General features: G+C 68.7%; 25 protein-coding genes. 12 read left to right on the forward strand and 13 right to left on the reverse strand.

Features of this window, described 5'->3' with window-relative positions; translation table 11 throughout:
- Window positions 1–482 precede the first annotated feature (482 nt).
- A complete protein-coding gene (locus Q3A80_RS09790) occupies window positions 483–1682 on the forward strand; it encodes an SDR family oxidoreductase (RefSeq protein ID WP_446328841.1) in 1200 nt (399 codons plus the stop codon).
- Window positions 1683–1824: 142 nt separating this feature from the next.
- Here Q3A80_RS09790 and hpaR read toward each other — a convergent pair whose 3' ends face one another.
- Complete coding sequence (hpaR, locus tag Q3A80_RS09795; RefSeq protein ID WP_446328842.1) at window positions 1825–2265, reverse strand: homoprotocatechuate degradation operon regulator HpaR; 441 nt, start codon at window positions 2263–2265, stop codon at window positions 1825–1827.
- 152 nt (window positions 2266–2417) lie between these two features.
- Between hpaR and Q3A80_RS09800 the strand changes: the two genes are divergently transcribed.
- The 7 genes from Q3A80_RS09800 to hpaI all read left to right on the forward strand — a co-directional run bounded on the left by Q3A80_RS09800 (window position 2418) and on the right by hpaI (window position 8520).
- Window positions 2418–3107, forward strand: a complete 690-nt coding sequence (locus tag Q3A80_RS09800) for a fumarylacetoacetate hydrolase family protein (RefSeq protein ID WP_446328843.1) — start codon at window positions 2418–2420, stop codon at window positions 3105–3107.
- Entirely contained in the window at window positions 3104–3868 is a 765-nt protein-coding gene (locus Q3A80_RS09805; RefSeq protein WP_446328844.1) for a fumarylacetoacetate hydrolase family protein, read from the forward strand. The genes Q3A80_RS09800 and Q3A80_RS09805 overlap by 4 nt, the downstream gene beginning before the upstream one ends.
- Before the next feature lie 22 nt (window positions 3869–3890).
- Window positions 3891–5354 (forward strand): 5-carboxymethyl-2-hydroxymuconate semialdehyde dehydrogenase, encoded by a 1464-nt coding sequence (gene hpaE, locus Q3A80_RS09810; RefSeq protein ID WP_446328845.1) that lies wholly within the window; start codon window positions 3891–3893, stop codon window positions 5352–5354.
- Between the two features lie 256 nt (window positions 5355–5610).
- The gene (hpaD, locus tag Q3A80_RS09815; RefSeq protein WP_446328846.1) at window positions 5611–6459 is read left to right on the forward strand and encodes a 3,4-dihydroxyphenylacetate 2,3-dioxygenase; all 849 of its coding nucleotides are present in this window, start codon (window positions 5611–5613) and stop codon (window positions 6457–6459) included.
- A gap of 29 nt (window positions 6460–6488) precedes the next feature.
- Window positions 6489–6881, forward strand: a complete 393-nt coding sequence (locus Q3A80_RS09820; protein ID WP_446328847.1) for a 5-carboxymethyl-2-hydroxymuconate Delta-isomerase — start codon at window positions 6489–6491, stop codon at window positions 6879–6881.
- A 19-nt stretch (window positions 6882–6900) separates the two neighbouring features.
- Complete coding sequence (gene hpaH, locus Q3A80_RS09825) at window positions 6901–7704, forward strand: 2-oxo-hept-4-ene-1,7-dioate hydratase (protein WP_446328848.1); 804 nt, start codon at window positions 6901–6903, stop codon at window positions 7702–7704.
- Between the two features lie 12 nt (window positions 7705–7716).
- Window positions 7717–8520: a 4-hydroxy-2-oxoheptanedioate aldolase gene (gene hpaI, locus Q3A80_RS09830; protein ID WP_446328849.1), complete on the forward strand. Its 804-nt coding sequence runs from the start codon at window positions 7717–7719 to the stop codon at window positions 8518–8520.
- Between the two features lie 93 nt (window positions 8521–8613).
- Here hpaI and Q3A80_RS09835 read toward each other — a convergent pair whose 3' ends face one another.
- Entirely contained in the window at window positions 8614–9408 is a 795-nt protein-coding gene (locus tag Q3A80_RS09835) for an AraC family transcriptional regulator (RefSeq protein ID WP_446328850.1), read from the reverse strand.
- Between the two features lie 95 nt (window positions 9409–9503).
- On the opposite strand from Q3A80_RS09835, the gene Q3A80_RS09840 reads away from it, so the two are divergent.
- Entirely contained in the window at window positions 9504–9755 is a 252-nt protein-coding gene (locus Q3A80_RS09840; protein WP_446328851.1) for a hypothetical protein, read from the forward strand.
- A gap of 55 nt (window positions 9756–9810) precedes the next feature.
- Window positions 9811–10773, forward strand: a complete 963-nt coding sequence (locus Q3A80_RS09845) for a quinone oxidoreductase family protein (RefSeq protein ID WP_446328852.1) — start codon at window positions 9811–9813, stop codon at window positions 10771–10773.
- 141 nt (window positions 10774–10914) lie between these two features.
- Here the strand turns inward: Q3A80_RS09845 and Q3A80_RS09850 are convergent, their stop codons facing one another.
- From Q3A80_RS09850 to Q3A80_RS09865, 4 genes are all read right to left on the reverse strand, one after another.
- A complete protein-coding gene (locus Q3A80_RS09850) occupies window positions 10915–12006 on the reverse strand; it encodes a porin (protein WP_446328853.1) in 1092 nt (363 codons plus the stop codon).
- A gap of 154 nt (window positions 12007–12160) precedes the next feature.
- Window positions 12161–13228 (reverse strand): ABC transporter ATP-binding protein, encoded by a 1068-nt coding sequence (locus Q3A80_RS09855; RefSeq protein WP_446328854.1) that lies wholly within the window; start codon window positions 13226–13228, stop codon window positions 12161–12163.
- Window positions 13221–14993, reverse strand: a complete 1773-nt coding sequence (locus Q3A80_RS09860; protein WP_446328855.1) for an ABC transporter permease — start codon at window positions 14991–14993, stop codon at window positions 13221–13223. Before Q3A80_RS09860 ends, Q3A80_RS09855 begins: the two co-directional genes overlap by 8 nt.
- Window positions 14994–15131: 138 nt before the next feature.
- Complete coding sequence (locus tag Q3A80_RS09865) at window positions 15132–16232, reverse strand: ABC transporter substrate-binding protein (protein WP_446328856.1); 1101 nt, start codon at window positions 16230–16232, stop codon at window positions 15132–15134.
- A gap of 125 nt (window positions 16233–16357) precedes the next feature.
- Here Q3A80_RS09865 and Q3A80_RS09870 point away from each other — a divergent pair, with 125 nt between their 5' ends.
- Together Q3A80_RS09870 and Q3A80_RS09875 are read left to right on the forward strand one after the other, a co-directional pair.
- Window positions 16358–17032, forward strand: coding sequence for a response regulator (locus tag Q3A80_RS09870; RefSeq protein WP_446328857.1), 675 nt, complete (start codon window positions 16358–16360; stop codon window positions 17030–17032).
- A complete protein-coding gene (locus Q3A80_RS09875) occupies window positions 17029–18429 on the forward strand; it encodes a sensor histidine kinase N-terminal domain-containing protein (protein WP_446328858.1) in 1401 nt (466 codons plus the stop codon). The genes Q3A80_RS09870 and Q3A80_RS09875 overlap by 4 nt, the downstream gene beginning before the upstream one ends.
- A gap of 85 nt (window positions 18430–18514) precedes the next feature.
- On the opposite strand, the gene Q3A80_RS09880 is transcribed toward Q3A80_RS09875, so the two are convergent.
- The 7 genes from Q3A80_RS09880 to Q3A80_RS09910 all read right to left on the reverse strand — a co-directional run bounded on the left by Q3A80_RS09880 (window position 18515) and on the right by Q3A80_RS09910 (window position 25603).
- Entirely contained in the window at window positions 18515–19381 is an 867-nt protein-coding gene (locus Q3A80_RS09880) for an MOSC domain-containing protein (protein WP_446328859.1), read from the reverse strand.
- A 128-nt stretch (window positions 19382–19509) separates the two neighbouring features.
- Complete coding sequence (locus Q3A80_RS09885) at window positions 19510–20472, reverse strand: ABC transporter substrate-binding protein (protein WP_446328860.1); 963 nt, start codon at window positions 20470–20472, stop codon at window positions 19510–19512.
- A gap of 35 nt (window positions 20473–20507) precedes the next feature.
- Entirely contained in the window at window positions 20508–21692 is a 1185-nt protein-coding gene (locus Q3A80_RS09890) for a c-type cytochrome (protein ID WP_446328861.1), read from the reverse strand.
- 50 nt (window positions 21693–21742) lie between these two features.
- Window positions 21743–22549 carry an ABC transporter ATP-binding protein gene (locus tag Q3A80_RS09895; RefSeq protein WP_446328862.1) on the reverse strand — a complete coding sequence of 269 codons (807 nt, stop codon included), beginning with the start codon at window positions 22547–22549 and terminating at the stop codon, window positions 21743–21745.
- Entirely contained in the window at window positions 22543–23676 is a 1134-nt protein-coding gene (locus Q3A80_RS09900) for an ABC transporter permease (RefSeq protein ID WP_446328863.1), read from the reverse strand. The genes Q3A80_RS09895 and Q3A80_RS09900 overlap by 7 nt, the downstream gene beginning before the upstream one ends.
- Before the next feature lie 4 nt (window positions 23677–23680).
- Window positions 23681–24715, reverse strand: a complete 1035-nt coding sequence (locus tag Q3A80_RS09905) for an ABC transporter substrate-binding protein (protein ID WP_446328864.1) — start codon at window positions 24713–24715, stop codon at window positions 23681–23683.
- A 42-nt stretch (window positions 24716–24757) separates the two neighbouring features.
- A complete protein-coding gene (locus tag Q3A80_RS09910) occupies window positions 24758–25603 on the reverse strand; it encodes a class II aldolase/adducin family protein (RefSeq protein ID WP_446328865.1) in 846 nt (281 codons plus the stop codon).
- Between the last annotated feature and the right edge of the window lie 10 nt (window positions 25604–25613).

The raw sequence follows: 25613 nt of genomic DNA on the forward strand, positions 1-25613 counted from the left end.
CCCCGCGCGCAGACGCATGCGGTGCCACGATTCAGCTGTCGCGACCGGACGGTGACGCGCCCCGGAGATGCGATGACTAGCCCGGGCCGCGTCGAAGTGTCGCGCCGCGGCGATGGCCCGCAGCATCCGCGGTTCAACGACGTCGCCGCGAATGCCGTCGGCCGGACGTTGGGCCCTGCCGGCCAGACCGGCCGGCATGACACACGCCGACATTCGCGTACAAATCCACACACTTTCACGAAACTTTCGGGACAGACTTCCGCGCGATCGGGCCCCACACTTGGCATTTCCCGATCCTGTGCCGCGGACGCCCGTCCGTGGCGGGCCGCCGCCTCGTGCCGGAGACGCGATCGACGCGATCGCGGGCCGCCCGATCGGGATCCGCCGGGGCGAGCGTCGGCCCCGGCCCGGCCGACCGCCGTGCGCCGCTCCGCGATCCGGGGCGGTCGCGCCGTCCGGCCGATTCTTCGAAGGAGACTATCGTGCTGATCTGGAAAACCGCGTTGTCGCTGAACTGGCGCACGAGCCTCGTATCGCCGGCCAGCGCACCGGTCGCGGCGGCCAACGTCGAGCGGCTTGTGCTCACGGGCGCCACCGGCTTCATCGGCAGTACCGTGCTGACCGCGCTCGTGAACGCGGGGCTGCTCGAGCGCATCGTCTGCGTCGTGCGTGCCGAGAATCGCGGTCACGCGGTCGCGCGCGTGCGCGAAGCGGCGCTGCGCGCGGGGCTCGCGCCGTACTGGGCGTCGCGTCTCGGCGACGCGAACGTGATCGTCGGCGCGCTCGGCGGCGTGTGGGACGGCGCCGACGCGCAGCGTCTGGCCGGCGCGACGCACGTAATCCACTGCGCGGGCCATGCGTCGCCGGCCGGCGGCGTGCATCTGCGCGCGGACATCGCCGACGCGCTGAGCTTCGCCGCGCGCTTCGCGCACGCGCCGCGGCTGCAGCGTTTCGTGTACGTCGGTACCGCGTATGCGCATGCGGGCCGCGGCGGGATCGTCCACGAGGAGGCGGCGAGCGCGGCTGCGCCGTGCCGCGACGGCCTGCCGGGCGCTGTGCTCGCCGCGGACTACCTGCACGCGAAGGCGGAAACGGAGCAGCGCCTGCGCGGGCTCGGGCTGCCGCTCGTCGTCGTGCGCCCGTCGCACGTCGTCGGCCATACCGTGCTCGGTACGCGCCCCGCGCCGAATTCGTTCTGGATGTTCCGTGTCGCGCACGCGGCGCGCCGCTTCACCGCGCGGCCGATGACGCGCATCGACATCGTGTCGGTCGACGACGTCGCGCGCGCGACGATGCTGCTCGCGGTGAAGCCGACGCTGATGCACGACGTGTACCACGTGTCGGCCGGCGACGAGGCGCCGCAGGTCGCGCAAATCGTCCGTGCAATGGACGAGGCGGCCGGGATGACGGGTGCGCCGCGTTACGCGGCGTGCGCGCCGGCGGAACTGCCGCTCGTGGTGCGCGACGTGCTCGGGCGGCCGGAGCCGGCGCTCGAGCGCGTGATCGGTCGCGCGCTGCAACGTTGCGCGGAGTTCGCGACCGTCGATCGCGTGTTCGACAACCGCCGCGTGCGCGACGAAATCGATTTCGAGCCGCTGCCGTTCATCGATTACGTCGAGGAGTGCATGCGCACGTCGCGCGGCGTCGCGGTGACCGAGCTGATGCGCGGCGCGCTGCGCTGACCGCTCGCAATCCGCGGCCTGCCGGTTCGCGTGCGCCGCCGTTCGCGCTCACGTTCGGGCTCGCGCTCGGTTCGCGCTTAGTTCGCGCTTAGTTCGCGCTTAGTTCGCGCGAGCGTTCACGCCGGCCCGCCACCGGCAGCGCCTACGACGCGTTGCCGAGCTCGATCAGCCGGTCGAGCGCGCGGTAGATGTCGTCCAGGCCGTCCTGGCCGAAACGTGCTTCGAGCTGACGGTACTGCTCGTCGATGCGCGGACCGATTTCGGTCACCAGCTTCCTGCTTTGCGGCGTCAGGCTCACCAGCAGCCGGCGCTGATCCTCCTGCGCACGCGTGCGCGTGATCAGCCCGTCGCGTTCCATCCGTTCCAGCACGCCCGTGAGGCTCGGGCTCAGAATGCAGCAGCGGCGCGCGATCTGCCCGGCTTCGAGCGCGTGCGCCGGTTCGCCGTCGAGCACGCGGATGATCCGCCATTGCTGTTCGGTCAGTGCGAATTCCTTGAGAATGGGGCGGAACAGGCCCATCAGCGTTTCGCGGGCCTCGAGCAGCAGCATGGCCAGGTTGCGATGGTCGAGCGTACGGTTCATCGGGGTGGGAAATGGACGGGGACGCATCAATCTTAACAGCCGACGGTGACGAATTTCGTGTCTCAGGGTAATCGAGGTTGCCAGCCCGCAATTGTTTACTTAAGATATTAACTATTGACGATGCGCCGCGACGCGCGGCAGGGGAATGACGCATGGAGCTGTGTTGCAGGACCGCCGCGGCGCCGCCGCTGCCGGTCGCCATCGGTACCGTCTACGGTGCGCTGCTCAACGAGCGCGCCGCGCTCGACGCGCTCGGCGATGCCGTGCACGCGCCGCCTTACGGTCGTCCGCCGCAGGCACCCATCCTTTACATCAAGCCGGCCAACACGCATGCGGCGGACGGTGCGGCCGTCGTCGTGCCGGCGGGTGTCGACGCGCTGGAGATCGGCGCGTCGGTGGCCGTGGTGTTCTCGCGGCGCGCGACGCGCGTGCCGGCCGCGCAGGCGCTCGACTATGTGCACGGCTTCACGCTCGCGAGCGACGTGTCGGTCCCGCACCCCGATTACTACCGTCCGGCCGTGCGCTTCAAGTGCCGCGACGGCTTTTGCCCGCTCGGCCCGGCGATCGTGCCCGCGGCCGCCGTTGCCGATGTCGACGCGCTCGGGCTGACCGTGCGGATCGACGGCGAGGTGGTCGTGTCCGCGTCGACCGCCACGCTGATCCGCCCGGTGCGCGAACTCATCGCCGACGTGACGGCCTTCATGTCGTTCGACGCGGGCGACGTGCTGTTGCTCGGCGTCGCGGGTGGCGCGCCGCGGGCGCGCGCGGGCAGCACGATCGAGATCGCCGCGGCCGGCATCGGCACGTTGCGGCATACGCTGATTGCGGAGGAGGCACGATGAAGACGGCGCGCGTGATCTACAACGGCGCACTGCATGCGGCCGAGCCGGCCGGTGACGGCGCGATCCGGCTCGACACGGGCCGCGAGCTCGCCGAGGACGCCGTCACGTGGCTGCCGCCCGTCGTGCCGCGCACGACGTTCGCGCTCGGCCTCAACTACGCGGACCACGCGAAGGAACTCGCGTTCAGTGCGCCGAGCGAGCCGCTGATCTTCCTGAAGGGCCCGAACACGTTCATCGGCCACCGGTCGCACACGGTGCGTCCGGCGGATGCGACGCACATGCACTACGAGTGCGAACTTGCGGTGGTGATCGGCCGCCCGGCGCGCAATGTGCGCCGCGCGCAGGCGATGGACTACGTGGCCGGCTACACGGTCGCGAACGACTACGCGATCCGCGATTACCTCGAAAACTACTACCGCCCGAACCTGCGCGTGAAGAACCGCGACACGTGCACGCCGCTCGGGCCGTGGTTCGTCAGCCGCGACGAGATCGGCGATGCGGGCGACCTGATGCTGCGCACGACGGTGAACGGCCAGCAGACGCAGCGCGGCAGCACGCGCGACATGGTCTTCGACGTTCCCGCGCTGATCGAGCACATCAGCAGCTTCATGACGCTCTCGCCGGGCGACCTGATCCTGACCGGCACGCCGGAAGGACTGGCGGACACGAAGCCGGGCGACGAGGTCGTGACCGAAATCGAAGGAATCGGCCGGCTCGTGAACACGATCGTCGGCGAAGCAGACTACTATCGCGCCGGCTGAGCCCGTCGCCCAAGGAGAACCCATGACCATCAAGCACTGGATCGGCGGCCGCGAAGTCGAGAGCCGCGAGACCTTCACGACGCTGAATCCCGCGACGGGCGACGTGATCACCGACGTCGCGTCGGCCGGCGAGGCCGAGGTCGACGCGGCGGTGCGCGCGGCGAAGGAGGCGTTCCCGAAGTGGGCGAACACGCCGGCGAAGGAGCGCGCGAAGCTGATGCGCAAGCTCGGCGAGCTGATCGAGAAGAACGTGCCGATGCTCGCCGCGCTCGAGACGCAGGACACCGGCCTGCCGATCGCGCAGACGAGCAAGCAGCTGATCCCGCGCGCGTCCGAGAACTTCAGCTTCTTCGCCGAAGTGTGCGTGCAGATGAACGGCCGCACGTATCCGGTCGACGACCAGATGCTCAACTACACGCTGTACCAGCCGGTCGGCGTGTGCGCGCTGGTGTCGCCGTGGAACGTGCCGTTCATGACCGCGACATGGAAGACGGCGCCGTGCCTGGCGCTCGGCAACACGGCCGTGCTGAAGATGTCGGAGCTGTCGCCGCTGACGGCCGACCAGCTCGGCCGGCTCGCGCTCGAAGCCGGCATTCCGCCGGGCGTGCTGAACGTCGTGCAGGGTTACGGCGCGACGGCCGGCGACGCGCTCGTGCGCCATCCCGACGTGCGCGCGGTGTCGTTTACGGGCGGCACGGTCACGGGCAAGCGGATCATGGAGCGCGCGGGCCTGAAGAAGTATTCGATGGAGCTCGGCGGCAAGTCGCCGGTGCTGATTTTCGACGATGCCGATTTCGACCGCGCGCTCGATGCATCGCTGTTCACGATCTTCTCGATCAACGGCGAGCGCTGTACCGCGGGCTCGCGGATCTTCGTGCAGCGCACGATCTACGATCGTTTCGTGCAGGAATTCGCGCGCCGTGCGAACAACCTGGTGGTCGGCGACCCGACCGATCCGGGTACGAATCTCGGCGCGATGATCACGCGCCAACACTGGGAAAAGGTCACGGGCTACATCCGGATCGGCGAGCAGGAAGGCGCGCGCGTGGTCGCGGGCGGCGCGGACAAGCCGGCGGGCCTCGCCGACCATCTGCGCAACGGCAACTTCGTGCGGCCGACCGTGTTCGCCGACGTCGACAACCGGATGCGCATCGCGCAGGAAGAAATCTTCGGGCCGGTCGCGTGCCTGATCCCGTTCGAGAACGAGGAAGAAGGGCTGCGGCTCGCGAACGACACGTCCTACGGGCTCGCGTCTTACATCTGGACGCAGGACGTCGGCAAGGTGCATCGCCTCGCGCGCGGGATCGAGGCCGGGATGGTGTTCGTGAACAGCCAGAACGTGCGCGATCTGCGCCAGCCGTTCGGCGGCGTGAAGGAGTCGGGCACCGGGCGCGAGGGCGGCGAGTACAGCTTCGAGGTGTTCGCGGAAATCAAGAACGTGTGCATCTCGATGGGCTCGCATCACATTCCGCGCTGGGGCGTGTAACGGGCGCGGGCCGTTTTGCCGCATGAAGGATTTCACAGCCGGCGCGCCGGCCAAGCATGGGGCTGGAGTAGGCGCTGAAGCGCCGGCTCAGGGCGACCGCGAAGCATCGGGCCGGAGTCGACGCCAAAGCGCCAACGCCGGTCGACCGCGAAGCATGGGACCGGAGTAGGCGCTGAAGCGCTAACTCGGGTCGACCGCGAAGCATGGGACCGGAGTAAGCGCTAAAGCGCTAACTCCGGTCGACAGGAGACTGAGGATGGGCAAACTGTCCCTCGCCGCGAAGATCACACACGTGCCGTCGATGTACCTGTCGGAACTGCCCGGCAGGCATCACGGCTGCCGCGAAGCGGCGATCCGCGGCCATCGGCTGATCGGCGAGCGCTGCCGCGCGCTCGGCGTCGACACGATCGTCGTGTCGGACGTGCACTGGCTCGTCAACGCCGGCTATCACGTGAACTGCAACGCGCGGTTCTCGGGCACGTACACGAGCAACGAGCTGCCGCATTTCATCCGCGACATGCAGTACGCGTATCCGGGCAACCCGGCACTCGGCCGCCTGATCGCCGAGACGGCCACCGAGCGCGGCATCGCGACGCGCGCGCACGAGATCGACAGCCTCGAGCTCGAATACGGCACGCTCGTGCCGATGCGTTACATGAATGGCGACCAGCACTTCAAGGTCGTGTCGATCGCCGGCTGGTGCATGTGGCATCAACTCGACGAGAGCCGGCGCTTCGGCGAGGCGCTGCTCGAGGCGATCGAAAAGAGCGATTCGAACGTCGCGTTCCTCGCGAGCGGTTCGCTGTCGCACCGCTTCAACGACAACGGCAGCCCAGAGGAATCGATCCACGAGATCAGCCGCGAATTCTTCCGGCAAGTCGACCTGCGCGTGGTCGAGCTGTGGAAGCAGGGCGATTTCAAGACCTTCTGCGCGATGCTGCCCGAGTACAACACGCACTGTCACGGCGAAGGCGGCATGCACGACACGGCGATGCTGCTCGGCCTGCTCGGCTGGGATCGCTACGACAAGCCGGTCGAGATCGTCACCGACTATTTCGCGAGCTCGGGCACCGGCCAGATCAACGCGATCTTTCCGCTCGCCTGAGCGCCGCATCACCTATCCGGAGCATCGTCATGCCACACATCGTCGTCGAATACACCGCGAACATCCGCGACGACGCGCGCATTCCCGCGCTGCTGCGCACGATCAACACGACGCTGATCGCGCAGGGCGGCGTATTTCCGACGGGCGGCATCCGCTCGCGCGCGATCGAGCTGCAGGATTACTGCGTCGCCGACGGCACCGAGGACGACGCGTTCGTCCACGTGACGCTGAAGATCGGCGCGGGCCGCAGCGACGAAACGAAAAAAGCCGCGTGCGACGCGCTGTTCGATGCGATCAAGACACACTTCGCGGAGTTGTACGCGAAGCGCTATCTCGCGCTGTCGATGGAACTGACCGAGTTCAGCGAAAGCGGCTCGTACAAGCACAACAACATTCACGCCCGCTACAAGCGGGCCGGCTGAACCCATTCCCGACCCGACCATGCTCGAACCCGCCCTCATCGACCAGCTCGCGCGGCGCCTGCACGACGCCGAGCGCGCACGCACGCAGATCCGCCAGATCTCGCTCGACCATCCCGACATCACGATCGACGACGCGTACGCGATCCAGCGCGCATGGGTGGCGCTGAAGCTCGCGGAAGGCCGCACGCTCAAGGGGCACAAGATCGGCCTCACGTCGAAGGCGATGCAGAACACGTCGCAGATCGACGAGCCCGATTACGGCGCGCTGCTCGACGACATGTTCTTCGACGACGGCGGCACGATTCCGACCGCACGCTTCATCGTGCCGCGCGTCGAGGTCGAACTCGCGTTCGTGCTCGGCAAGCGGCTCACGGGCCCGAACTGCACGATCTTCGACGTGTACGACGCGGTCGACTACGTGGTGCCCGCGCTCGAGATCATCGATGCGCGCAGCCAGTCGATCGATCCCGACACGAAGCGACCGCGCAAGGTGTTCGACACGATCGCCGACAACGCGGCGAACGCGGGCGTCGTGACCGGCGGGCGCCCGGTGCGGCCGCAGGACGTCGACCTGCGCTGGGTCGCGGCGATCATGTCGCGCAACGGCGTGGTCGAGGAGACGGGCGTCGCGGCCGGCGTGCTGAATCATCCGGCCAACGGCGTCGCATGGCTGGCGAACCGCCTGTCGCGCTTCGACGTCGCGCTGGAGCCGGGGCAGATCGTGCTCGGCGGCTCGTTCACGCGGCCGTGCGCGGCGCGGCCGGGCGACACGTTCAGCGTCGACTACGGCCCGCTCGGGACGATCCAGTGCTATTTCGAATGAGGTAAGCGGACGATGCAGATTCCGTCGAATGTCTTCAAGGCCGCGCTCGCGCGCGGCGATGCGCAGGTCGGGCTGTGGCTCGGCCTGGCGAATCCGTACAGCGCCGAAGTCGTTGCCGGTGCCGGGTTCGACTGGCTGCTGATCGACGGCGAACATGCGCCGAACACGGTGCCGACGATTCTCGCGCAGTTGCAGGCGATCGCGCCGTATCCGTCGCATCCGGTCGTGCGCGTGCCGTGGAACGATCCGGTGATCGTCAAGCAGGTGCTCGATCTCGGCGCGCAGACGCTGCTCGTGCCGATGGTGCAGAGTGCCGACGAAGCGCGCGCGGCGGTGGCCGCGACGCGTTATCCGCCGCACGGAATTCGCGGCGTCGGCAGTGCGCTCGCGCGCGCGTCGCGGTGGAACCGCATCGGCGAATACCTGCATCGCGCGAACGACGAGATGGCCGTGCTCGTGCAGGTCGAGACGCGCGCGGGGCTCGTGGCGATCGATGCGATCGCGCGCGTGGAAGGCGTCGACGGCGTGTTCATCGGGCCGGCCGATCTGGCCGCGGATCTCGGGCATCTTGGGAATCCCGGGCATCCCGATGTGCAGGCGGCGATCGACGATGCGATCCGCGCGATCAAGGCGGCCGGCAAGGCGCCGGGGATTCTGAGCGCGGATGAAGCGGCGGCGCGGAGGTATCTCGAAGCGGGCGCGCTGTTCGTCGCGGTCGGTGTCGATACGACGCTGCTGGCGAGGAGTGCGGAACGGCTTGCCGCGCAGTTCAAGGGGAAGGGCACCGTCGTGAAGGACGGCGACGGCACGTATTGACGAAGCGTCGGGAACAGGCAGGCCGTCTGCGCGTTACGCCTGCCTGCTGCATCCAGTGGATTCAGTGCGGATCATGCACACGGCCATGGTCCGTTATCCGTCGCGCCGCTCGACGTCCATGTCAATGTATTTGCCCGGCGTCGTTCCCATCGCCCGCCGGAACATGTCGATGAACGCGCTGACGTTGTCGTACCCGAGATCGAGTGCGACCGTCGTGACCGGCACGCCGTCGGCGAGCTTCTCCAGCGCACGCAGCAGCCGCGCCTGCTGACGCCACTGCGCGAACGTGAGCCCGGTTTCGGCGACGAAACGGCGGCTCATCGTACGCGCGCTGATCCCGGCCCACTCCGCCCATTCCTCCAGCCGCCGATTGTCCGCGAGGTTCGTGGCCAGCGCGTCGGTGATGCGCACGAGCCGCGCGTCGCGCGGCCGCGCGAGTGCCAGCGATTCCACCCCGGACGACGCGATTTCGTCGAGGATCACGTCGGCAATTCTCGTTTGCGCCGCGTCGAGTGCCGAGCCGTCCCAGCCTGCCGCGCGCTGCACGGCTTCACGCAGCAACGGCGACGTGCGGATCGCGCGCGGCGTGTCCGGCAACGTCGCGCAGCGCGCTTCCGCGACGAACGCAGACCAGCCGGAAATCGGCCCGAACGAGCGCAGCGAATGCCGGCAATGCGGCGGAATCCAGATCGCATGAATCGCCGGCACGACCCACTCCTGGTCGTCGAGACCGATCGTCAGCAATCCGCTCGACGCACCGACGAGCTGGCCGCGCGCATGCGCGTGCGGCGGCGTCACGCGCGGATCGCGTTGCGACAGCACGGCGGCGACGACGAACGGGCCGTCGTCGGAGGTCACGAAGCGGGCGGGCAGGAGCGGATCGGACATGGCTGGATAGCGGTATCGAATGGCTGTTATACCGGAGATCGGCCGGATTCGCACGCCTACAATGCGTCCATCGATGACAACCGGAGTGCGCCGCGATGCGAGCCGAACAGATGCTTCCCGACCATGCCGACCGGATCGAGGTCGACGGAACGACGATCCGCAAGGGCACGGTGGGCGCGTTCATCGCCAACGCGCGCGTGCTGGCCGATCCTGGTGCGTCGGCCGCCGAGCGCGCGACAGCCGAGGCTGACCTGATCGACACGCTGCCCGCGCTGCGGGCGCTCGGATTGTTCGATGTCCTCGAAGTGCGCGACGCGGCGCTGCGCGCATGGCTCGACGCGCGATAAGCACGGGCGCCCCGTTCGGTGGCGATACGACACCCGCAAACAGCAAGGAACCGACATGAAAGCAGCAGTCGTGGAGCGTGCCGGACAGCGTCCGGTTCATACGGACTTCGAATCGCCGCGCGCGTTGCCGGCTCACCGTCTGATCGACGTGACCGCATCCGCGCTGAGCCGGCTTGCGCAGGGGCGCGCGGCGGGCACGCACTATTCGGCCGGCGGCAGCTATCCGTTCGTCGCCGGCGTCGATGGCGTGGGGCGCGGCGACGACGGACAGCGCGTGTACTTCTTCGGCGCGCCTGCGCCGTTCGGCGCGATGGCGGAACGCACGCTCGTGGCCGATACGCAGTGCGTGCCGCTGCCGGATGACGTCGACGACTTCACGGCCGCGGCGATCGCGATTCCCGGCATGTCGTCGTGGGCGGCTCTGACCGAGCGCGCGCGGTTCACTCCGGGCGAAACGGTGCTCGTCAACGGTGCGACGGGCACGTCCGGCCGACTGGCGGTGCGGATCGCGAAGCATCTGGGTGCCGCGAAGGTAATCGCGACAGGCCGCAATACGGCTGCACTGCACGCGTTGCTGACTGCCGGCGCGGATGCGATCGTGCCGCTGCAGCAGGACGATGCGCAGCTTGCCCGCGCGCTGGAACCGCATTTTCGGGCGGGCGTGGACGTCGTGCTCGACTATCTGTGGGGCGCTGGCGCACAGGCGTTGCTCGCCGTGGCGGCAAAGGCCACGCCTGAAGGCCGGCGGCTGCGCTTCGTGCAGATCGGTTCGATCGGCGGCGCGGACGTGCTGTTGCCCGGTGCCGTGCTGCGCGCGACGGCGATCGAATTGATGGGCAGCGGCCTCGGCAGCGTGCCGCTGCCGCGCATGCTGGCCGCCATCCGCGGCGTGTTCGACGCCGCCGGGTCCGCGGGTCTCGCAATCGACACGCGTGCCGTGCCGCTGTCGGCGGTAGCGGAGCATTGGGCCGATGCGGATAGCCGGGTACGCACCGTGTTCGTGATGCGCGGCGAGTGAACGGCGGCTGGCGTGCGGCGAGGGCGCCCGCGAAGCGGGTGTCGGGCTGTGCCGTGATCGTGCACTGTCCGTGTTCGCACGGCAGCGCACAAAGCGGGGGGCGTTGTCGAACACTCGGCAACGCCACCCGCGGCGTCAAATTCAGAACCGCTGTTGAATCCCCGCCGTCACCCCGACCTGCGTCGTGCCATACCCGGCGAAATCGCGCGACACACCGACTTTCTGGTCGTGCTTCGCGATCGCGAACGCGCCGGCGGCATACAACACCGTGCGCTTCGACAACGCATATTGCGCACGCACCGACACCAGCGTCGGATCGGCATCCGTGCCGCCCTTGATGTTCTGGTGATAGACGGCCGCGATCAGCGAGAACGTCGGCGTGAACTGGTACGACCCGCCGAGCCAGTACATGTCGCTCAACTGGTTCGCGGCCGTGGTGCGGAACGTGCGCTTGTAATTGCGGTAGCCGGCCATCGTCTTCAGGTTGCCGAAGTCGTAGCTCAGGCCCGCGTGAATGCCCTGGATGTAGTTGACGGTATCGGCCGGCGTGACGCTGTCGGCCGCGCCGTTCTGCCGGTCGAACGTGACGACGGCCGCGAACGGGCCGGTCTCGTAGCCGAGCGCGAAGTCGTACTTCGAACTGGTCTTCACGCTGCCGGGCACGTTGCCGAAGCCGTACAGCGCGCCGAACTTGAAACCGCCGAATTCGCCGTCGTAACGCACCGCGTTCGACGAGCGCGTGAAGAGGCCGTCCTTGCGGCCGCCGGTCGCCATCGACGACGTCGCCCACGAGTAGTTCTGCGCATAGCCCATCGGGTCGAACGGCAGCATGTAGTCGTACGTGACGGTGAAGTTGCGACCGAGCGTGACTTCGCCCCATTTGCCTTTCAGGCCGACCGTCGCGCGGCGCGCGAAGATCGAGTCGGGGCCGTCGTCGGACGCGCCGTTCGCGAGATCGATCCCGCTTTCGAGGCGGAACACGGCCTTCAGCCCGCCGCCGAGATCCTCGACGCCGCGCAAGCCCCAGCGCGACGTGTTCTTGTTGCCCGATTTCAGCTTGAACGAATTGCCGCCGTCGGGCGCCGCATGGTTCGTGTATTCGATGCCGGCATCCATGATCCCGTACATCGTGACCGACGACTGCGCGTGCGCGGCGCCGGCCGCGAGGCCGACGGCGACGGCCGATCCGGTCAGGACGGCGATGCGAAGGGAACGTTCTGCGCGTGACTTCATTGACGGTGTCTCCTTGGTTGTTGTGGGTTGGTGAAACGGATACGCGGCGCGCAGCAACCCGCGGCGGACGCCGGCAAGCGTTCGCCGGATCTCGATGCAAACGGGTGCGCGCGTGAATGCATGCGCGGCGGCGCGCGGGCCGCCGCGCGGCGGGTCAGCCGGCTTTCGCGAATGCCCAGCAGTCGTTGGCCGGGAATTCGATCCAGTGCTTGCCGGCCGCGCGCGGCACGTGACCGAACGCGCGCAGACGCATCTCGCCGCAATGGAACAGGTATTCCCAGCGGTCGCCGAGATACATCGACGTGACGAGGTCGGCCTGCAGACGGTTCGCGCCCGGGCCGTCGGCGACCTGCACGCGCTCGAGGCGGATCACGGCCTGCGCGTCCTGGCCCGGCGCGAACGTGTCGCGGGCGAGCGCCTGCAACTCCCAGCCGTCGCCGGCGAGCGTCACGCGTTCGCCGTCGACGGCCGCGACGCGCGCGTCGATGCGGTTGTTGCTGCCCATGAATTCGGCCGTATACAGCGAGCGCGGCGCGCCGTACAGCTCGGCCGGCGTGCCTTCCTGCTCGATGCGGCCGTTGCGCAGCAGCAGGATGCGATCGGACATCGCCATCGCTTCCGTCTGATCGTGCGTCACGCAGAGCGCCGACAGCCCGAGCGACACGATCAGTTCGCGCAGCCACGCCCGTGCTTCCTCACGCAGCTTCGCATCGAGGTTCGACAGCGGCTCGTCGAGCAGAATCACCGGCGGGTTGTAGACGAGCGCACGCGCGATCGCGACGCGCTGCTGCTGACCGCCCGACAGTTGATGCGGAAAGCGTTCGGCGAGATGGCCGAGGCCGAGCTGGTCGAGCGCGTTCTGCACGCGGCGCTTCTGTTCCGCAGGCGCTACGCGGCGCAGCTTGAGCCCGTAACCGACGTTGTCGGCGACGGTGCGGTGCGGCCACAGCGCGTACGACTGGAACACGAGCCCGAGCGAACGTTGTTCGACGGGCAGGTCGATGCGTTGCGCGCCGTCGAAGAACACGCGGTCGTCGAGCTGGATGCGCCCGTCGGACGGCTGTTCGAGGCCGGCCACCGCACGCAGCAGCGTGGTCTTGCCGCTGCCCGACGCGCCGAGCAGGCACACGACTTCGCCGGCCTTCAGTTCGAACGACACGCCTTTGAGAATCGGGTTCGCGCCATAGCTGAGGTGCAGATCGTCGACGATGAGCTTATCCATGAAGTTTCACTCCGAAGCGCAGGGCCACGCCGAGACCGGCGCCGACCATCGCGATGTTGATGACAGAGAGCGCGGCGACCTGGTCGACGGCGCCGGTCGCCCACAGCGACACGAGCAGCGCGCCGATCACTTCGGTGCCGGGCGACAGCAGATAGACGGCGGTCGAGTATTCGCGCTCGAAGATCATGAAGATCAGGAGCCACGCGGCGAGCAGCCCGAAGCGCACGAGCGGCAGCGTCACGTCGAGCGACACGCGGCTGCGCGTCGCGCCGACGCTGCGGCCGGCTTCCTCGAGCTCCGGGCCGACCTGCAGCAACGCGCTCTGGATGAGCCGCATCCCGTACGCGAGCCACACGACCGTGTATGCGATCCAGATGCTCCACATCGAGTTCTTCAGCTCGCGCAGGCCCGGGACGAACAGGAAGATCCACAGGAACGCGAGACCGGCGAGCAGGCCCGGCACCGCGCGCGGCAGCAGCACGAGGTAGTCGAGCAGTTTGGTCGCCCAATCGTGGCGGCGGTGGCCGGCGAACGCGACGAGCGAGTAGAAGCCGATCGCGATCGCGCCGCCGATCACGCCGATGCCGAGCGTGTTCACGATCGCGCGCACGAGGTTGTCCTGCTCGAACAGGTCGATGAAGTTCGACAGCGTCAGCACTTCGGCGAGCGGCACGCCTTCGCCCCAGTTGGTCACGAACGCGCGCAGCACGATGCCCGAGATCGGCACGATCACGGTCAGCACCAGCCACAGCGCGACGATCGCGAGCGCGACCCAGCGCCATACGCCGAGCGGCAGCACCGTCGCGCGGCCGGCCTTGCCCTTTACGGTGACGAAGCGGTTCGCGGTCTTCAGCAGGCGGCGCTGCAGCAGCACGAGCGGGAACGTGATCGCGACGATGCACACCGCGACCGCCGCCATCAGGTGGTACGACGGCACACCGAGCTTGTTGGTCAGCTTGTACAGGTAGGTCGCGAGCACGAGGTGGCCTTCCGGATCGCCGAGCACGAGCGGCAGCCCGAACACCTCGAAGCCGAGGAAGAACACGAGCACGCCGGCGAACAGCAGCGCGGGCATCGTCATCGGCAGGCTCACGTCGAGCGCGACGCGGAACGGACGGGCGCCCGTCACGCGAGCGGCTTCCTCGACGTCCGAGCCGAGGTTGCGCAGCGCGGCCGACGAGTACAGGTACACGTGCGGCACATGCGTGAGGCCGACGATCACCGTGATCGCGAAGATCGAATACACGTTCCAGGGTACGTTCTGCACCCCGCATAATTCCTTGAACCACACGGAGTAGAAGCCGACCGGGCCGGCCGCGACCACGTAGCCGAACGCGAGCACCATCGGCGACACGAACACGGGCGTGAGCAGCAGCGGCTCGAGCCAGCGGCGGCCGGGCAGGTCGGTGCGCACCATCATGAACGCGAGGATGCCGCCGAGCGGGATCGAGATGAACAGCATCCCGCCGGCGATGATGAACGAGTTCTTCACGGCGGACCAGAAGTCCGGATCGGTGAAGATGAAGCGGAACCCTTCGATGCCGAGCGTCTTGTTCGCGTCGAAGAACGGCGCGGACAGCAGGCTCTGGAACAGGATGAAGCCGAGCGGCAGCGCGACCGCGACGGTGAGCACCGCGACGACGATCCAGCGCAGCATGCCGGCGAGCGGCTGCAGGTTGCTGACCGGCAGCGCGGGAATCGCGCCACCCTGGCCGGTGGTGGGCGGAACGGCCGGCGCCGATCCGCGTGTGCTGGTGGTAAGCATGAGTTCGCCCCTGCGGCCATCCGGATGGCCGCCTCTAGGAAGTCGGTAAGGGGAAGGGGCCGCCCGCGCGGCGTGCGGCGGGCGGCCGTCGATCGGCCGAAGCCGATCGGCGGATCAGCGGATCAACGGATCAGCGGATCAACGCTTGATCGCCTGCTGCCATTGCTTCAGGAACGCGAGCCGCTTCGACTGGTCGAGATAGACGAGCAGGCCGGTGCCGATCTGGATCGGCTTCAGCGAATCGCCGAGTTCTTTCGTGAGGCTCGCGGCCGACGTTTCGCCGTTCACGTCCGTGCGGATCGCATACAGGTTCGCCTGGTTCGCGATCAGCGTCTGGCCGCGCTTCGACAGCAGGTAGTCGACCCACAGCTTCGCGGCGTTCGGATTCTTCGCCTTCTTCGAGATCGTGGCCAGGCGGCTCACGACCTGCGTGTAGTCCTTCGGGAAGACGTAGCCGATCGACTTGTCCTTCTTCGCCTTCGCGTATGCATACGAGCCGATGATGTTGTAGCCGATCAGGTTCTCGCCCGACGAGATCCGCTCCATCATCGCGCCGGTGCTCGACTGCAGCTTCGGGCCGGTCGCGCCGATCGCCTTCACGAGTTCCCACGTGACCTTCTCGTTCACGTGCGCATCCTGCGTCAGGTAGTTGAAGCCGACCCCCGACTTCTCGATGTCGTAAGTCGTGACCTTGCCCTTGAACTTGTCGGCCTGCGTGGTGAGCAGCTTGATCAGGTCGGCGCGGGTCTTCGGTACCTCGTTCTCCGGAATCAGGCGCTTGTTGTAGACGATCGCGAGCGGCTCGAACGTCGTGCCGTACGCCTGCTTCTGGTATTGCGCCCATTGCGGCACGTTCGGACTTTCCGGCGAATCGTACGACGCCATCAGGCCGTCGTTGACGAGCTTGACCTGCAGGTCCATCGCCGAGCTCCACAGCACGTCGGCGCTGGTGCTGCTCGCGGCGTTCTCGCTGATGTAGCGGTTGTACAGCTCGGTGCTGTTCATGTCGTTGTACTCGACCTTCACGCCGTACAGGCTTTCGAAGTCCTTGATCAGCGGGCGCACGAGGCCCGTGTCGGTCGTCGAGTAGACGATCAGCTTGCCTTCCTGCTTCGCGGCGTCGACGACACCCTGGTAGCTGCCCGGATATCCGGCCGGAACCTGCGCGGCGGCGGTGCCGGCGGTGGTGCCCAGGACGATCGCCAGCGCGGCGGCGAGCTGCTTCGGTGCAAACGGCATGTCTTCCTCCAGTTACGCGTGTGTGTTGTTCGAGTGACGCGGATGGTAATTGCGGCGCACTTTCAGCCTGCTTTCATTTCGGTTCACAATAGCGTCCTTTGTGTCATGGATTTCCCGAGGTCCCCATGCGTGTACTGCTCGTCGAAGACAACCCGAACCTCGCGCAGTCGTTGAACGACGCGCTGAGTGCCGCGCGTTTCGCGGTCGATCACATGGCGGACGGGGAGGCGGCGGATCACGTGCTGCGCACGCAGGACTACGCGCTGGTGATCCTCGATCTCGGGCTGCCGAAGCTCGACGGGCTCGAGGTGTTGCGGCGGCTGCGCGCGCGCCGCAATCCGGTGCCGGTGCTGATCCTCACCGCGCACGGCTCGGTCGAGGACCGCGTGAAGGGGCTCGATCTCGGGGCCGACGATTATCTCGCCAAACCGTTCGAGCTGACCGAACTGGAGGCGCGCGCCCGTGCGCTGATCCGGCGCAGCCTCGGCCACGAGCATTCGCGGGTCGAGTGCGGGCCGCTTTCGTATGACAGTATCGACCGCAGCTTTCACCTCGCCGGCGAACCGCTGCCGCTCACGCCGCGCGAGCGCTCGGTGCTGGAGGTGCTGATCCTGCGCAACGGCCGGGCGATCAACAAGGAGACGCTGTCGGAGAAGATCTTCGGGCTCGACGAGTCGGTCAACGCGGATGCGATCGAGATCTACGTGTACCGGCTGCGCAAGAAGCTGGAGAACACCGGCGTCGCGATCGTCACGCTGCGCGGGCTCGGCTATCTGCTCGAAGCGAAGGCCGCCGAGTGACCGTCCGCCCGAACCTGCGCACGCAAGTCGCGCTGTGGCTGCTGCTGCCGCTGCTCGGGCTGCTCGCGCTCGACTCGTGGCTCACGTACCAGCGCGCGATGAGCGCCGCGCACGTCGCGTTCGACCGCACGCTGTCGTCGTCGCTGAAGTCGATCCGCGAAGGCGTGCGGCTCAACGAGGGCGAGATCGAGGTCGACCTGCCGTATCTCGCGCTCGAAATGTTCGAGTCGGGCGACGGCGGCAAGATCTACTACCTGATCCGCGAGGACAACGGCCGCACGATCACCGGCTATCCGGACCTGCCGTTGCCGCACGACAATGGCGCGCTGTTCGCGACGCGCTACTACGACGTCGTCTATCGCGGCGAGCAGTTGCGCATGGCCGCGCTGCGCGTGCCGGTGCACGATGTGCCGACCGCGCAGACGCGCATCGTCTGGGTGATGGTCGGCGAGACGATCGAGGCGCGCCAGGCGCTCGCACGCGAAATCCTGATGGGCTCGCTGCTGCAGGAAGGGCTGCTCGTCGTGCTCGCGCTCGGGATCGTATGGCTCGGCGTCGGGCGCGGGCTGCGCCCGCTGAACCGGCTGTCGGCGACGGTCGCCGCGCGCAGCGACGGCGATCCGACGCCGCTCGACACCGGCGGCATGCCGAGCGAACTCGCGCCGCTCGTCGATTCGATCAATCAGTACATCGGCCGCACGCAGCGAATGCAGGTCGCGCGGCGACGCTTCTTCGCGGACGCAGCGCATCAACTGAAGACGCCGCTCGCGGCCGTGCAGGCCGGCGTCGAACTGGCGCTGCGGCTCGACGAGCAGCCGCGCGTGAACGTGCATCTGCGGCGCGTGAACGGTGCGGTGCGGCAGGCCGCGAAGATCGTCCAGCAACTGCTGTCGCTGTCGCGGCTCGATTCGGACAGCGGGCAGGCGATCGCGCACCAGCCGGTCGCGCTGCACAGGCTCGCACGCAGCGTGACGCTCGACTGGTCGCCGGTCGCGCGCTCGCGGGACATCGACCTCGGTTTCGAGCACGAGGCCGACGTCGACGTGCTCGGGCAGCCGGACCTGCTCGGCGAAATGATCGGCAACCTGATCGACAACGCGATTCGTTACTCGGGCGACCGCGCGGTGATCACGGTGCGCGTGTCGCGCGACGGCGAGCACGCGCGGCTCGACGTGATCGACAACGGGCCGGGCATTCCGGCCGGCGAGCGCGACGCGGTGTTCGAGCGCTTCCATCGCGGCAGCAAGACGCAGACGGTCGAAGGCACCGGGCTCGGGCTGTCGATCGTGCGGGAAATCGCGCGCGTGCATCAGGGGAGCGTGACGCTCGGCGATGCGGCGGGGGGCGGGTTGATCGTGACGGTGACGCTGCCGATGGTGCGGGCGGCAGCGCAGTAGCGCGGCCGCTTCGATCGGGCGCGGAAACCGCGGCGCGTGGTGGAGGGTGGCGGCGACGCAAGCGATGCGCGGTCCGCCGTCATGCTCAATCGCCGAAGCCGATTTCCGCTTCGACCGACTGCCCGACCTCGAGCCACGCACCCGCGCCTTCGACGACGATCGCATTGATGCCGAACGTCAGCGCGTTGTCGTAGTTCGGGTTCGCGCGATAGGTCTGCATCGTGTCGGTCGGCTCGTGCGGCCATTCCGGATTCGGCGCGCCGGTCACCTGGTCGATCGTCGGCATCGGGCAGCGCGTGCACAGCTTCACGAGGCGCAGCCGCACCGGCGTCGCGCCTTCGGCGTCGAGATGTTCGATGAAATCCTCTTCATACGCGTCGAGATCCGATACGACGATGTTCGGACGGAAGCGGTTCATCGGAATCGCCGGCGCGCCTTTCGCGACGAGCTTCGCGTTCAGGTCGTCAAGCGACGACTGACCGATCACGAGCAGCGGATAGCCGTCCGCGAACTGCGTGTGCGTATCGATGTCGCCGGTCCATTTGCGGTTGCAGCCGCGGCGCGCGTCGGCGCCGAAGCGCGCGAGCTTCAACGGCGTGCCGAGGAATTCGCTGAGCCACGCGGCCGTTTCGGCGCCCGTGTCGATCGCGTCGACGGTGTCGCGCCACACGGTCGCGGCCATCTTCGGCGTGGCGGGCGTCGCGTCGCCGTCGAGCGGCGTGCAGATCTCGGGCATGCCTGGCGCGTTCAGCACGAGCGCATCGCTGTCGAGCGTGGGGCGGATCAGCGCGAGGCGCGGGTGCGTGCGCTGCGTGATCATCATCCCGTCCGGCGTCGTGATCAGCCAGTGGCGGTCGTACGCGAGGCCGGTTTCGAGCAGTTGCGCGCGCGACAGCGCGATGCCGGCGCAGGATTTGATCGGGTAGACGAAGAGTTCGGAAATGGCTGGCATGACGCTGGCTGGCAAAGGCGGGATGGTCGAATCGCGATTGTGCCAGATCGTGCGAAAGCCGTTCGGGCGGTCGCGTGCCGCGAGGCGGAGTAGGCCACGGTGCGCCCCGCACCGCGCCCGGCTGCGCATCACGCGAGCGGAAAGCCCAGGTCGAACGTCGTGCGTACGTCGAGCGGCTGGCGCAGCAGCCCGGCCTTCAGGTAGAAGTCGGCGGTGCGCTGCTGCTCGGCGATCACCGTCGCGTCGATCGGTTGCCAGCGCGTGTGGCGGCGCTCGAACTGCAGCTTCGCGGCGGCCGGCGGGATGCCGATGATGCGCGCGAGCGCCGCGGAATACGCATCGACGTGCCGGTACGACCACACCTGCGCCCGCACGACGCGCTGCACGAAGTCGCGCAGCAGGTCGCGCTTCGATGCGATCGCCGCGTCGGTCGCCGCGACGTAGCTGAGGCCCGACCACAGCCCGCGGCCGTTGACGAGCACGCGCGCGCGGCCGCTCGTTTCGGCAAGCGCGGTATAGGGTTCCCACGTCGCCCATGCGTCGATCGAACCGGTTGCGAGCGCAAGCATCGTGTCGGCCGGCGGCAGGAAGCGGAACGATACGGCGTCGGGCGGCAGGCCGGCCGCGTCGAGCGCCTTCAGCGTGACGAAATGGCCGATCGAGCCGCGCGTGGTGCCGATGCGCTTGCCTTTCAGGTCGGCCGCATCCTTCAGCGTCGCGTCGGGCCGCACGAGCAGTGCGGTGCCGAACGGATCGGACCGGTTCGCGCCGATCACCTTGATGCGGGCGCCCGATGCGAGCGCGAAGATCACCGGTGCGTCGCCGATCGGCCCGCAGTCGACGGCCGCCGCGTTCAGCGCTTCGGCCAGCGGCGCGGCGGCCGGGAATTCGGTCCACGCAATGTCGTATGCGAGGCCGTTCAGTTCGCCGGCTGCTTCGAGCAGCGCGCGCAGCCCGCCTTTCTGGTCGCCGGCACGCAGCAGCGGGCGCGGGCCGGATTGCGCATGCAGCGCCGCCGGCGCGGCGCCGACGGTGGCAATGGCGGCGAGGGCGCTGGCTTGCGCGAGGAAGTGGCGTCGGGTCGGATTCATCGTGGGTTCGATCGGTCGGGAAATGGTTCAGAGATTCAATGCGGCAGCCCGGCCTGCACGTCGCGTACGGGTTCGGCATCGACGCGCAGCAGCAGCGCGGTCAGCGGATCGGCGTTCGCGGCGGCAGCCGATGGTCTCGTACGCGCATCCGAGCGGCACAGCAGGTCGTCGGCAGACCAGCCCGCGCTGCCGGGCAGCGCGCGCGCCCGCAGCCAGCCGCGCCGGTCGGCGAGCAATTGCGTGCCGCCGAATGCGTCGGGTGGCACGCCCGCGATCGTCGCGAACGCCTGCCATGCATCGGACGTCGCTGCGACGCAGTTCGCGCGCGTGCCGGTCGGCGGTGGCGGCGCGGCCGTATCGGCGCCGATCACGAGCAGCGTCTGCCAGCGCGGGTCTTCCTGCGGCGGCGTGCCGCCCGGTGCGAGCGCGACGATGCGCACGCGCTGGCCTTCGCGCCAGCGCTCGAGCGGTTGCGGCGCGGCGCTGCCGCAGCGCACGTCGAGCGCCGGCAGCGGAACGGGCACGGGCCACGCGCCTTCCGCCTGCGCGCCGCTGCCGGCTGACAACGCTTTCAGGTAATCGAGCACGGCCCACGTGTCGGCCGGGCCGAGCGTTGCGGCAAAGCCGGGCATCGACGAAGCACCGCGTGCGCCGCGCGTACCGTGCCGCACGCGCCAGTAGAGTTCGCCGTCGAGCCGGCGCGCGAGCAGCGCGCCCGCGAAGGTGGGCGGCCAATGCGCGAGCGTCGCCGCGAGCGGCCCTTCGCCGCGGCCGTCCGTGCCATGACAGGCCGCGCAATGCTGCGCATACAGATGTGCGCCGCGCATCACGTTCGCGACGGAAAACGGCGCGCGATTGCGCTGAAAACTGGTGGGAACGGCCGGCGCGAGCCACAGCGATGCCGGCGGCCACGGTGCGAACCAGGCCACGGTCAGCGCGGCGAGCGCCGATGCCGCACGCCACTTGCGCGATACGAGCGCGACGCAACCGAGCGCCACGGCGAGCGCGGTCACCGCGATCGCGAACGCGAACTGGCGCGTGAGGCCGGCGTCGATGCGCAGCGTTTCGAGCGCGATCCGGTGCGCCCACGGCCACGCGGCCTGTCCGTCGGCGTCGCCGGTCAGGCCGGCCGCATGCAGTGCGCGGGCGAACGCGATCTGCGCGCGATACAGCAGTTGCAGGAACAGCAGTGCCCAGTCGGCGAACGGCGGTGCATTCATCGGCGCGGCCTCTGCCGCGCCCGGGCGGCCCTGCGAACGACACCGCGCATCTACCAGCTCGCGTCGAGTCCGAGATGCCGCAGCGCCTCGTGGCGCAGCCCGGCGAGACGCGGGTCGCCGCGATGGCGCGGATAGGGCAGATCGACCCGCAACTCCGCGACGATGCGTGCAGGTCGCGGCCCGAACACGATCACGCGCTGCGCGAGAAACAGCGCTTCCTCGACATCGTGCGTGACGAGCAGCGCGGAAAACCCGTCGCGTCGCCACAGCGCGGTCAGCTCGGCCTGCATCGTCAGCCGCGTCAGCGAATCGAGCTTGCCGAGCGGCTCGTCGAGGATCAGCAGGCGCGGATCGTTGACGAGCGCGCGGGCGAGCGCGACACGCTGCGCCATCCCGCCGGACAGCTGATGCGGAAACACGTTCGAGAATTCCTGCAACCCGACCCGCGCGAGCGCATCGTCGACGCGATGCTGCGCGGCACGCGCGACACCGCGCGCTTCGAGGCCGAGCGCGACGTTCGCGCGCACGCGGCGCCACGGATAGAGCGTCGGATCCTGGAACACGACGATGCGCGACGGATCGGGCCGCTCGATCGGCGCGCCGTCCTGCGCGATCGCGCCTTGCCGCGCGGCGTCGAGGCCCGCGACGAGCCGCAGCAGCGTCGATTTCCCGCAGCCGCTCGGGCCGAGCAGCGCGACGAATTCGCCGGCCGCGACCGACAGCGTGACGTCGTCGAGCACCGGCAGCGGGCCGCCGGGGCCGTCGAATGCGTGACTCACGCGACGGATGTCGATGCGCGCGCCGCGCGCGGCAGGTGGCGTCGCAACGGACGGTTCGAGTACGGCGGCGCTTACCATTTGACGGTTCCTTTCTGCCACGCGAGCACACGATCGCGCACCGCGAACAGCAGCGCGATCAGCCCGGAAAACAGCAGCGCCATCACGATCAGCGCCGCATACATGTTCACGTACGATGCCCAGCCCTGCGCCCAGCTCAGGTACCAGCCGAGCCCCGACTTGACGCCCATCATCTCGGCGACGACGAGCACCGTGAACGACGCGCTCAAGCCCATGAAGATGCCGACGAACACGTGCGGCAGCGCGGCCGGTATCGCGACGCGCAGCACCAGGAAGCGCGCGTTCGCGCCGAGCGTGCGCGCGACGTCGTAGTACTGCCGGTTCACGCTCGCGACGCCCGACCACGTGAGCACCGCGACGGGGAAGCCGGTCGACAGCGCGATCAGGAATGCGGCGGCCGAATAGCTCGTCGGAAAGAAGTAGAACGTGAGCGGCAGCAGCGCGGTGGCCGGCACGGGGCCGAGCACGCGCAGCAGCGGATGCACCCAGTAGCCGATGCGGCGCGACCATCCGATCGAGACGCCGACCGCGAACCCGACCGCGACGCCGTACGCAAACCCGAGCGCGAGCAGCTTCAGCGTATTGCCGGCGCTGCCGGCGAGGCGCGGCCAGTCGTCGACGTAGACCTCGATCAGCGCCTGCGGCGGCGCGAAGAACGGCGTCGGCAGCCAGCCGGTCTTCGCGGTGACGATCTCCCACGCGGCGAGCACGAGCGGCAGCGCGACGAGCCACGGACCGGCCGGGCGCACGCGCGCGAGCCGGGTGCGCGTGGCCGGCACGCGATGGCCGAGCGTCGCGGCGATCAGCAGCAGCGCAGCGACGACCCACGCGGCGGTGCCGAACGTGTCGGTGTACGCCCAGTCGGTGAAGCCGACGACGCGGTTCGGCCACAGATGCGTGAGCATGCCGAGCGCGGCCCAGGCAAGTGCCGCGGCGATGCCGGTCGGCCACGTACGCGCACGGCGCGCTTCGGCCGCGAGCGTCGCTTCGCAGGCCGTGCAAGCGGCGCGCGGTGCAGCGGCAGTGCCAGCAGCGCCGGGAGTGACGGCAGTGACGGCAGTGACGGTGGCGCCGCCGGCCGGCGCCGAGGCAGTGCGTGCGGCGGGCGTGTGTTCGATCGTCGACATCGCGTCACCCCAGCACGTTCGCATAGACCTGCTGCGCGAAGCGCTGCGGGTCGGTGCTCTTCTTGAGCACGCTGATCCGGCGGAAATCGTCCGCATAGAACGCGATTTCCTGCTGCAGGTCGACGTTGGTCGGATGGTGCGTGTAGGTCAGCGTCGCGTACAGCTTGCGCAGGTCGTCCGGATTGATCTTCGGCGAATACTTCGCGAACGCTTTCGCGGCTTCGTTCGGATTGTCGTGCGTGTACTCGGTGGCCTGCACGATCGAGCGCGCGAGGGCGGCGGCCGCCGGACGATCGTTGCGCACCAGGTCGCCGCGCGCGCCGATCACGCAGCACACCTTGCGCGCGTATTCGCCGGACAGGTTCGTCGCGAGTTCCGCATACGCGCCGTTGCTGCGCTTTTCGAGCAGATAGAGGTTCGGGTCGCCGTCGGCGATCGCCTGGATCTCGCCCTTGTCGACCGCGACGCCGAGCAGGTCGGCCGGATACTGCCGCCACGTGATGTCGCGCTCGGGATCGATGCCGTTCTTCGCGAGCAGGATCGAGAAGAAGTGCTTGCCGGGCGCGGCGAGATCGCTGACGCCGACCGTCTTGCCCTTCAGCGCCTGCAGCGTCGTGACGCCGGCCGTCTTCGAACCGAGCAGCCGCACGCAGCCGCCGTGCGAGCTGCCGATGATCTTCACGTCGAAGCCGGCTTCGAGCGGCTTCAGCCAGCGGTGGATCATCCCGACCGCCGCATCGGCCTTGCCGGTCGCGATCGATTCGAGCAGCTGGTCGGTCGATCCGCTGTAGTTGATCAGCTCGACCTTCAGCCCGTTCTTCTCGAAGAAGCCGTTCTCCTGCGCGACGACGATCGGCGTCAGGCAGAACGCGTTCTGGTTCCATGCGAACGTGAGTTTCTTCAGCGGCGGTGCGGACCAGGCCTTGCGGCCGAGCGTGATCGCCGGCGCGGCGAGTGCGGCGGCCCCGGCCGCGCGCAGCAGCCGGCGGCGTTTGTCGTCATGGGCGCCGGTCGGCGCGGGGGCGGTGGTTTCGGTCATCGTGTGGTCTCCGGTTGCGGTTCCGGTCTCGTGCGAGGGCGCTCAGTCGAGCAGGTCGGGTTCGTCGGCGACGACGCGCGCGAACAGGCTGTCGAACGCATGCAGTGCGCCTTCGGGGCCGCCGATCTGGCCGTGCGTGTGCTGTGCGGTCGCGTGATCGATCGGTTGCGGCGTGCCGGCCGCTTCGGCGAGCAATTGCGTGTGCGCGGCGTTGTCGAGCGCGATGTACCACCACGCGGCCGCCTCGACGGTCGGGCCGGCCGTCAGGATCCCGTGGTTCTTCAGGATCACGCCCTTGTGCGTGGTGCCGCCGGGCTTCGCGAGCGCGTCCGCGATCCGCGCGCCTTCGCTCGTGTCGACGACCATGCCGGTGAAGTCGTCGAACAGCGCGTGGTCCTCGTAGAACACGCACGCGTCCTGCGTCAGCGGATCGAGCGGGCGGCCGAGCGTCGACCACGCCTTGCCGTACGTCGAATGCGTATGTGCGGCCGCGACGATGTGCGGGTGCGCATCGTGAATCGCCGCATGGATCGCGAACGCGGCCTTGTTCAGCGGCCGGGTGCCGATCGCGGTCTCGCCGCGCGCGTTGACGAGCAGCAGGTCGGACACCTTGATCTGCGAGAAATGCACGCCGAGCGGATTCACCCAGAAGTGATCGGGCAGCTCGGGATCGCGCGCGGTGATGTGACCGGCGAGGCCCGACGCGAAGCCGTAGCGCGCGAACAGCCGGAACGCGGCCGCGAGCCGCTCCTGCCGATGGCGGCGTTCGGCGGCGACGTCGACGCGCGGCGCGGGTGGATCGAACCAGAAATGCTGGCGCGGCGTGTCGGCGAGCACGAGGCCCGATGCGGTGCGCGCGGGCGACGAAGAGGACAGGACGGCGGACATGGGGCGTGGC

The organism is Burkholderia sp. SR8 (assembly GCF_052851275.1).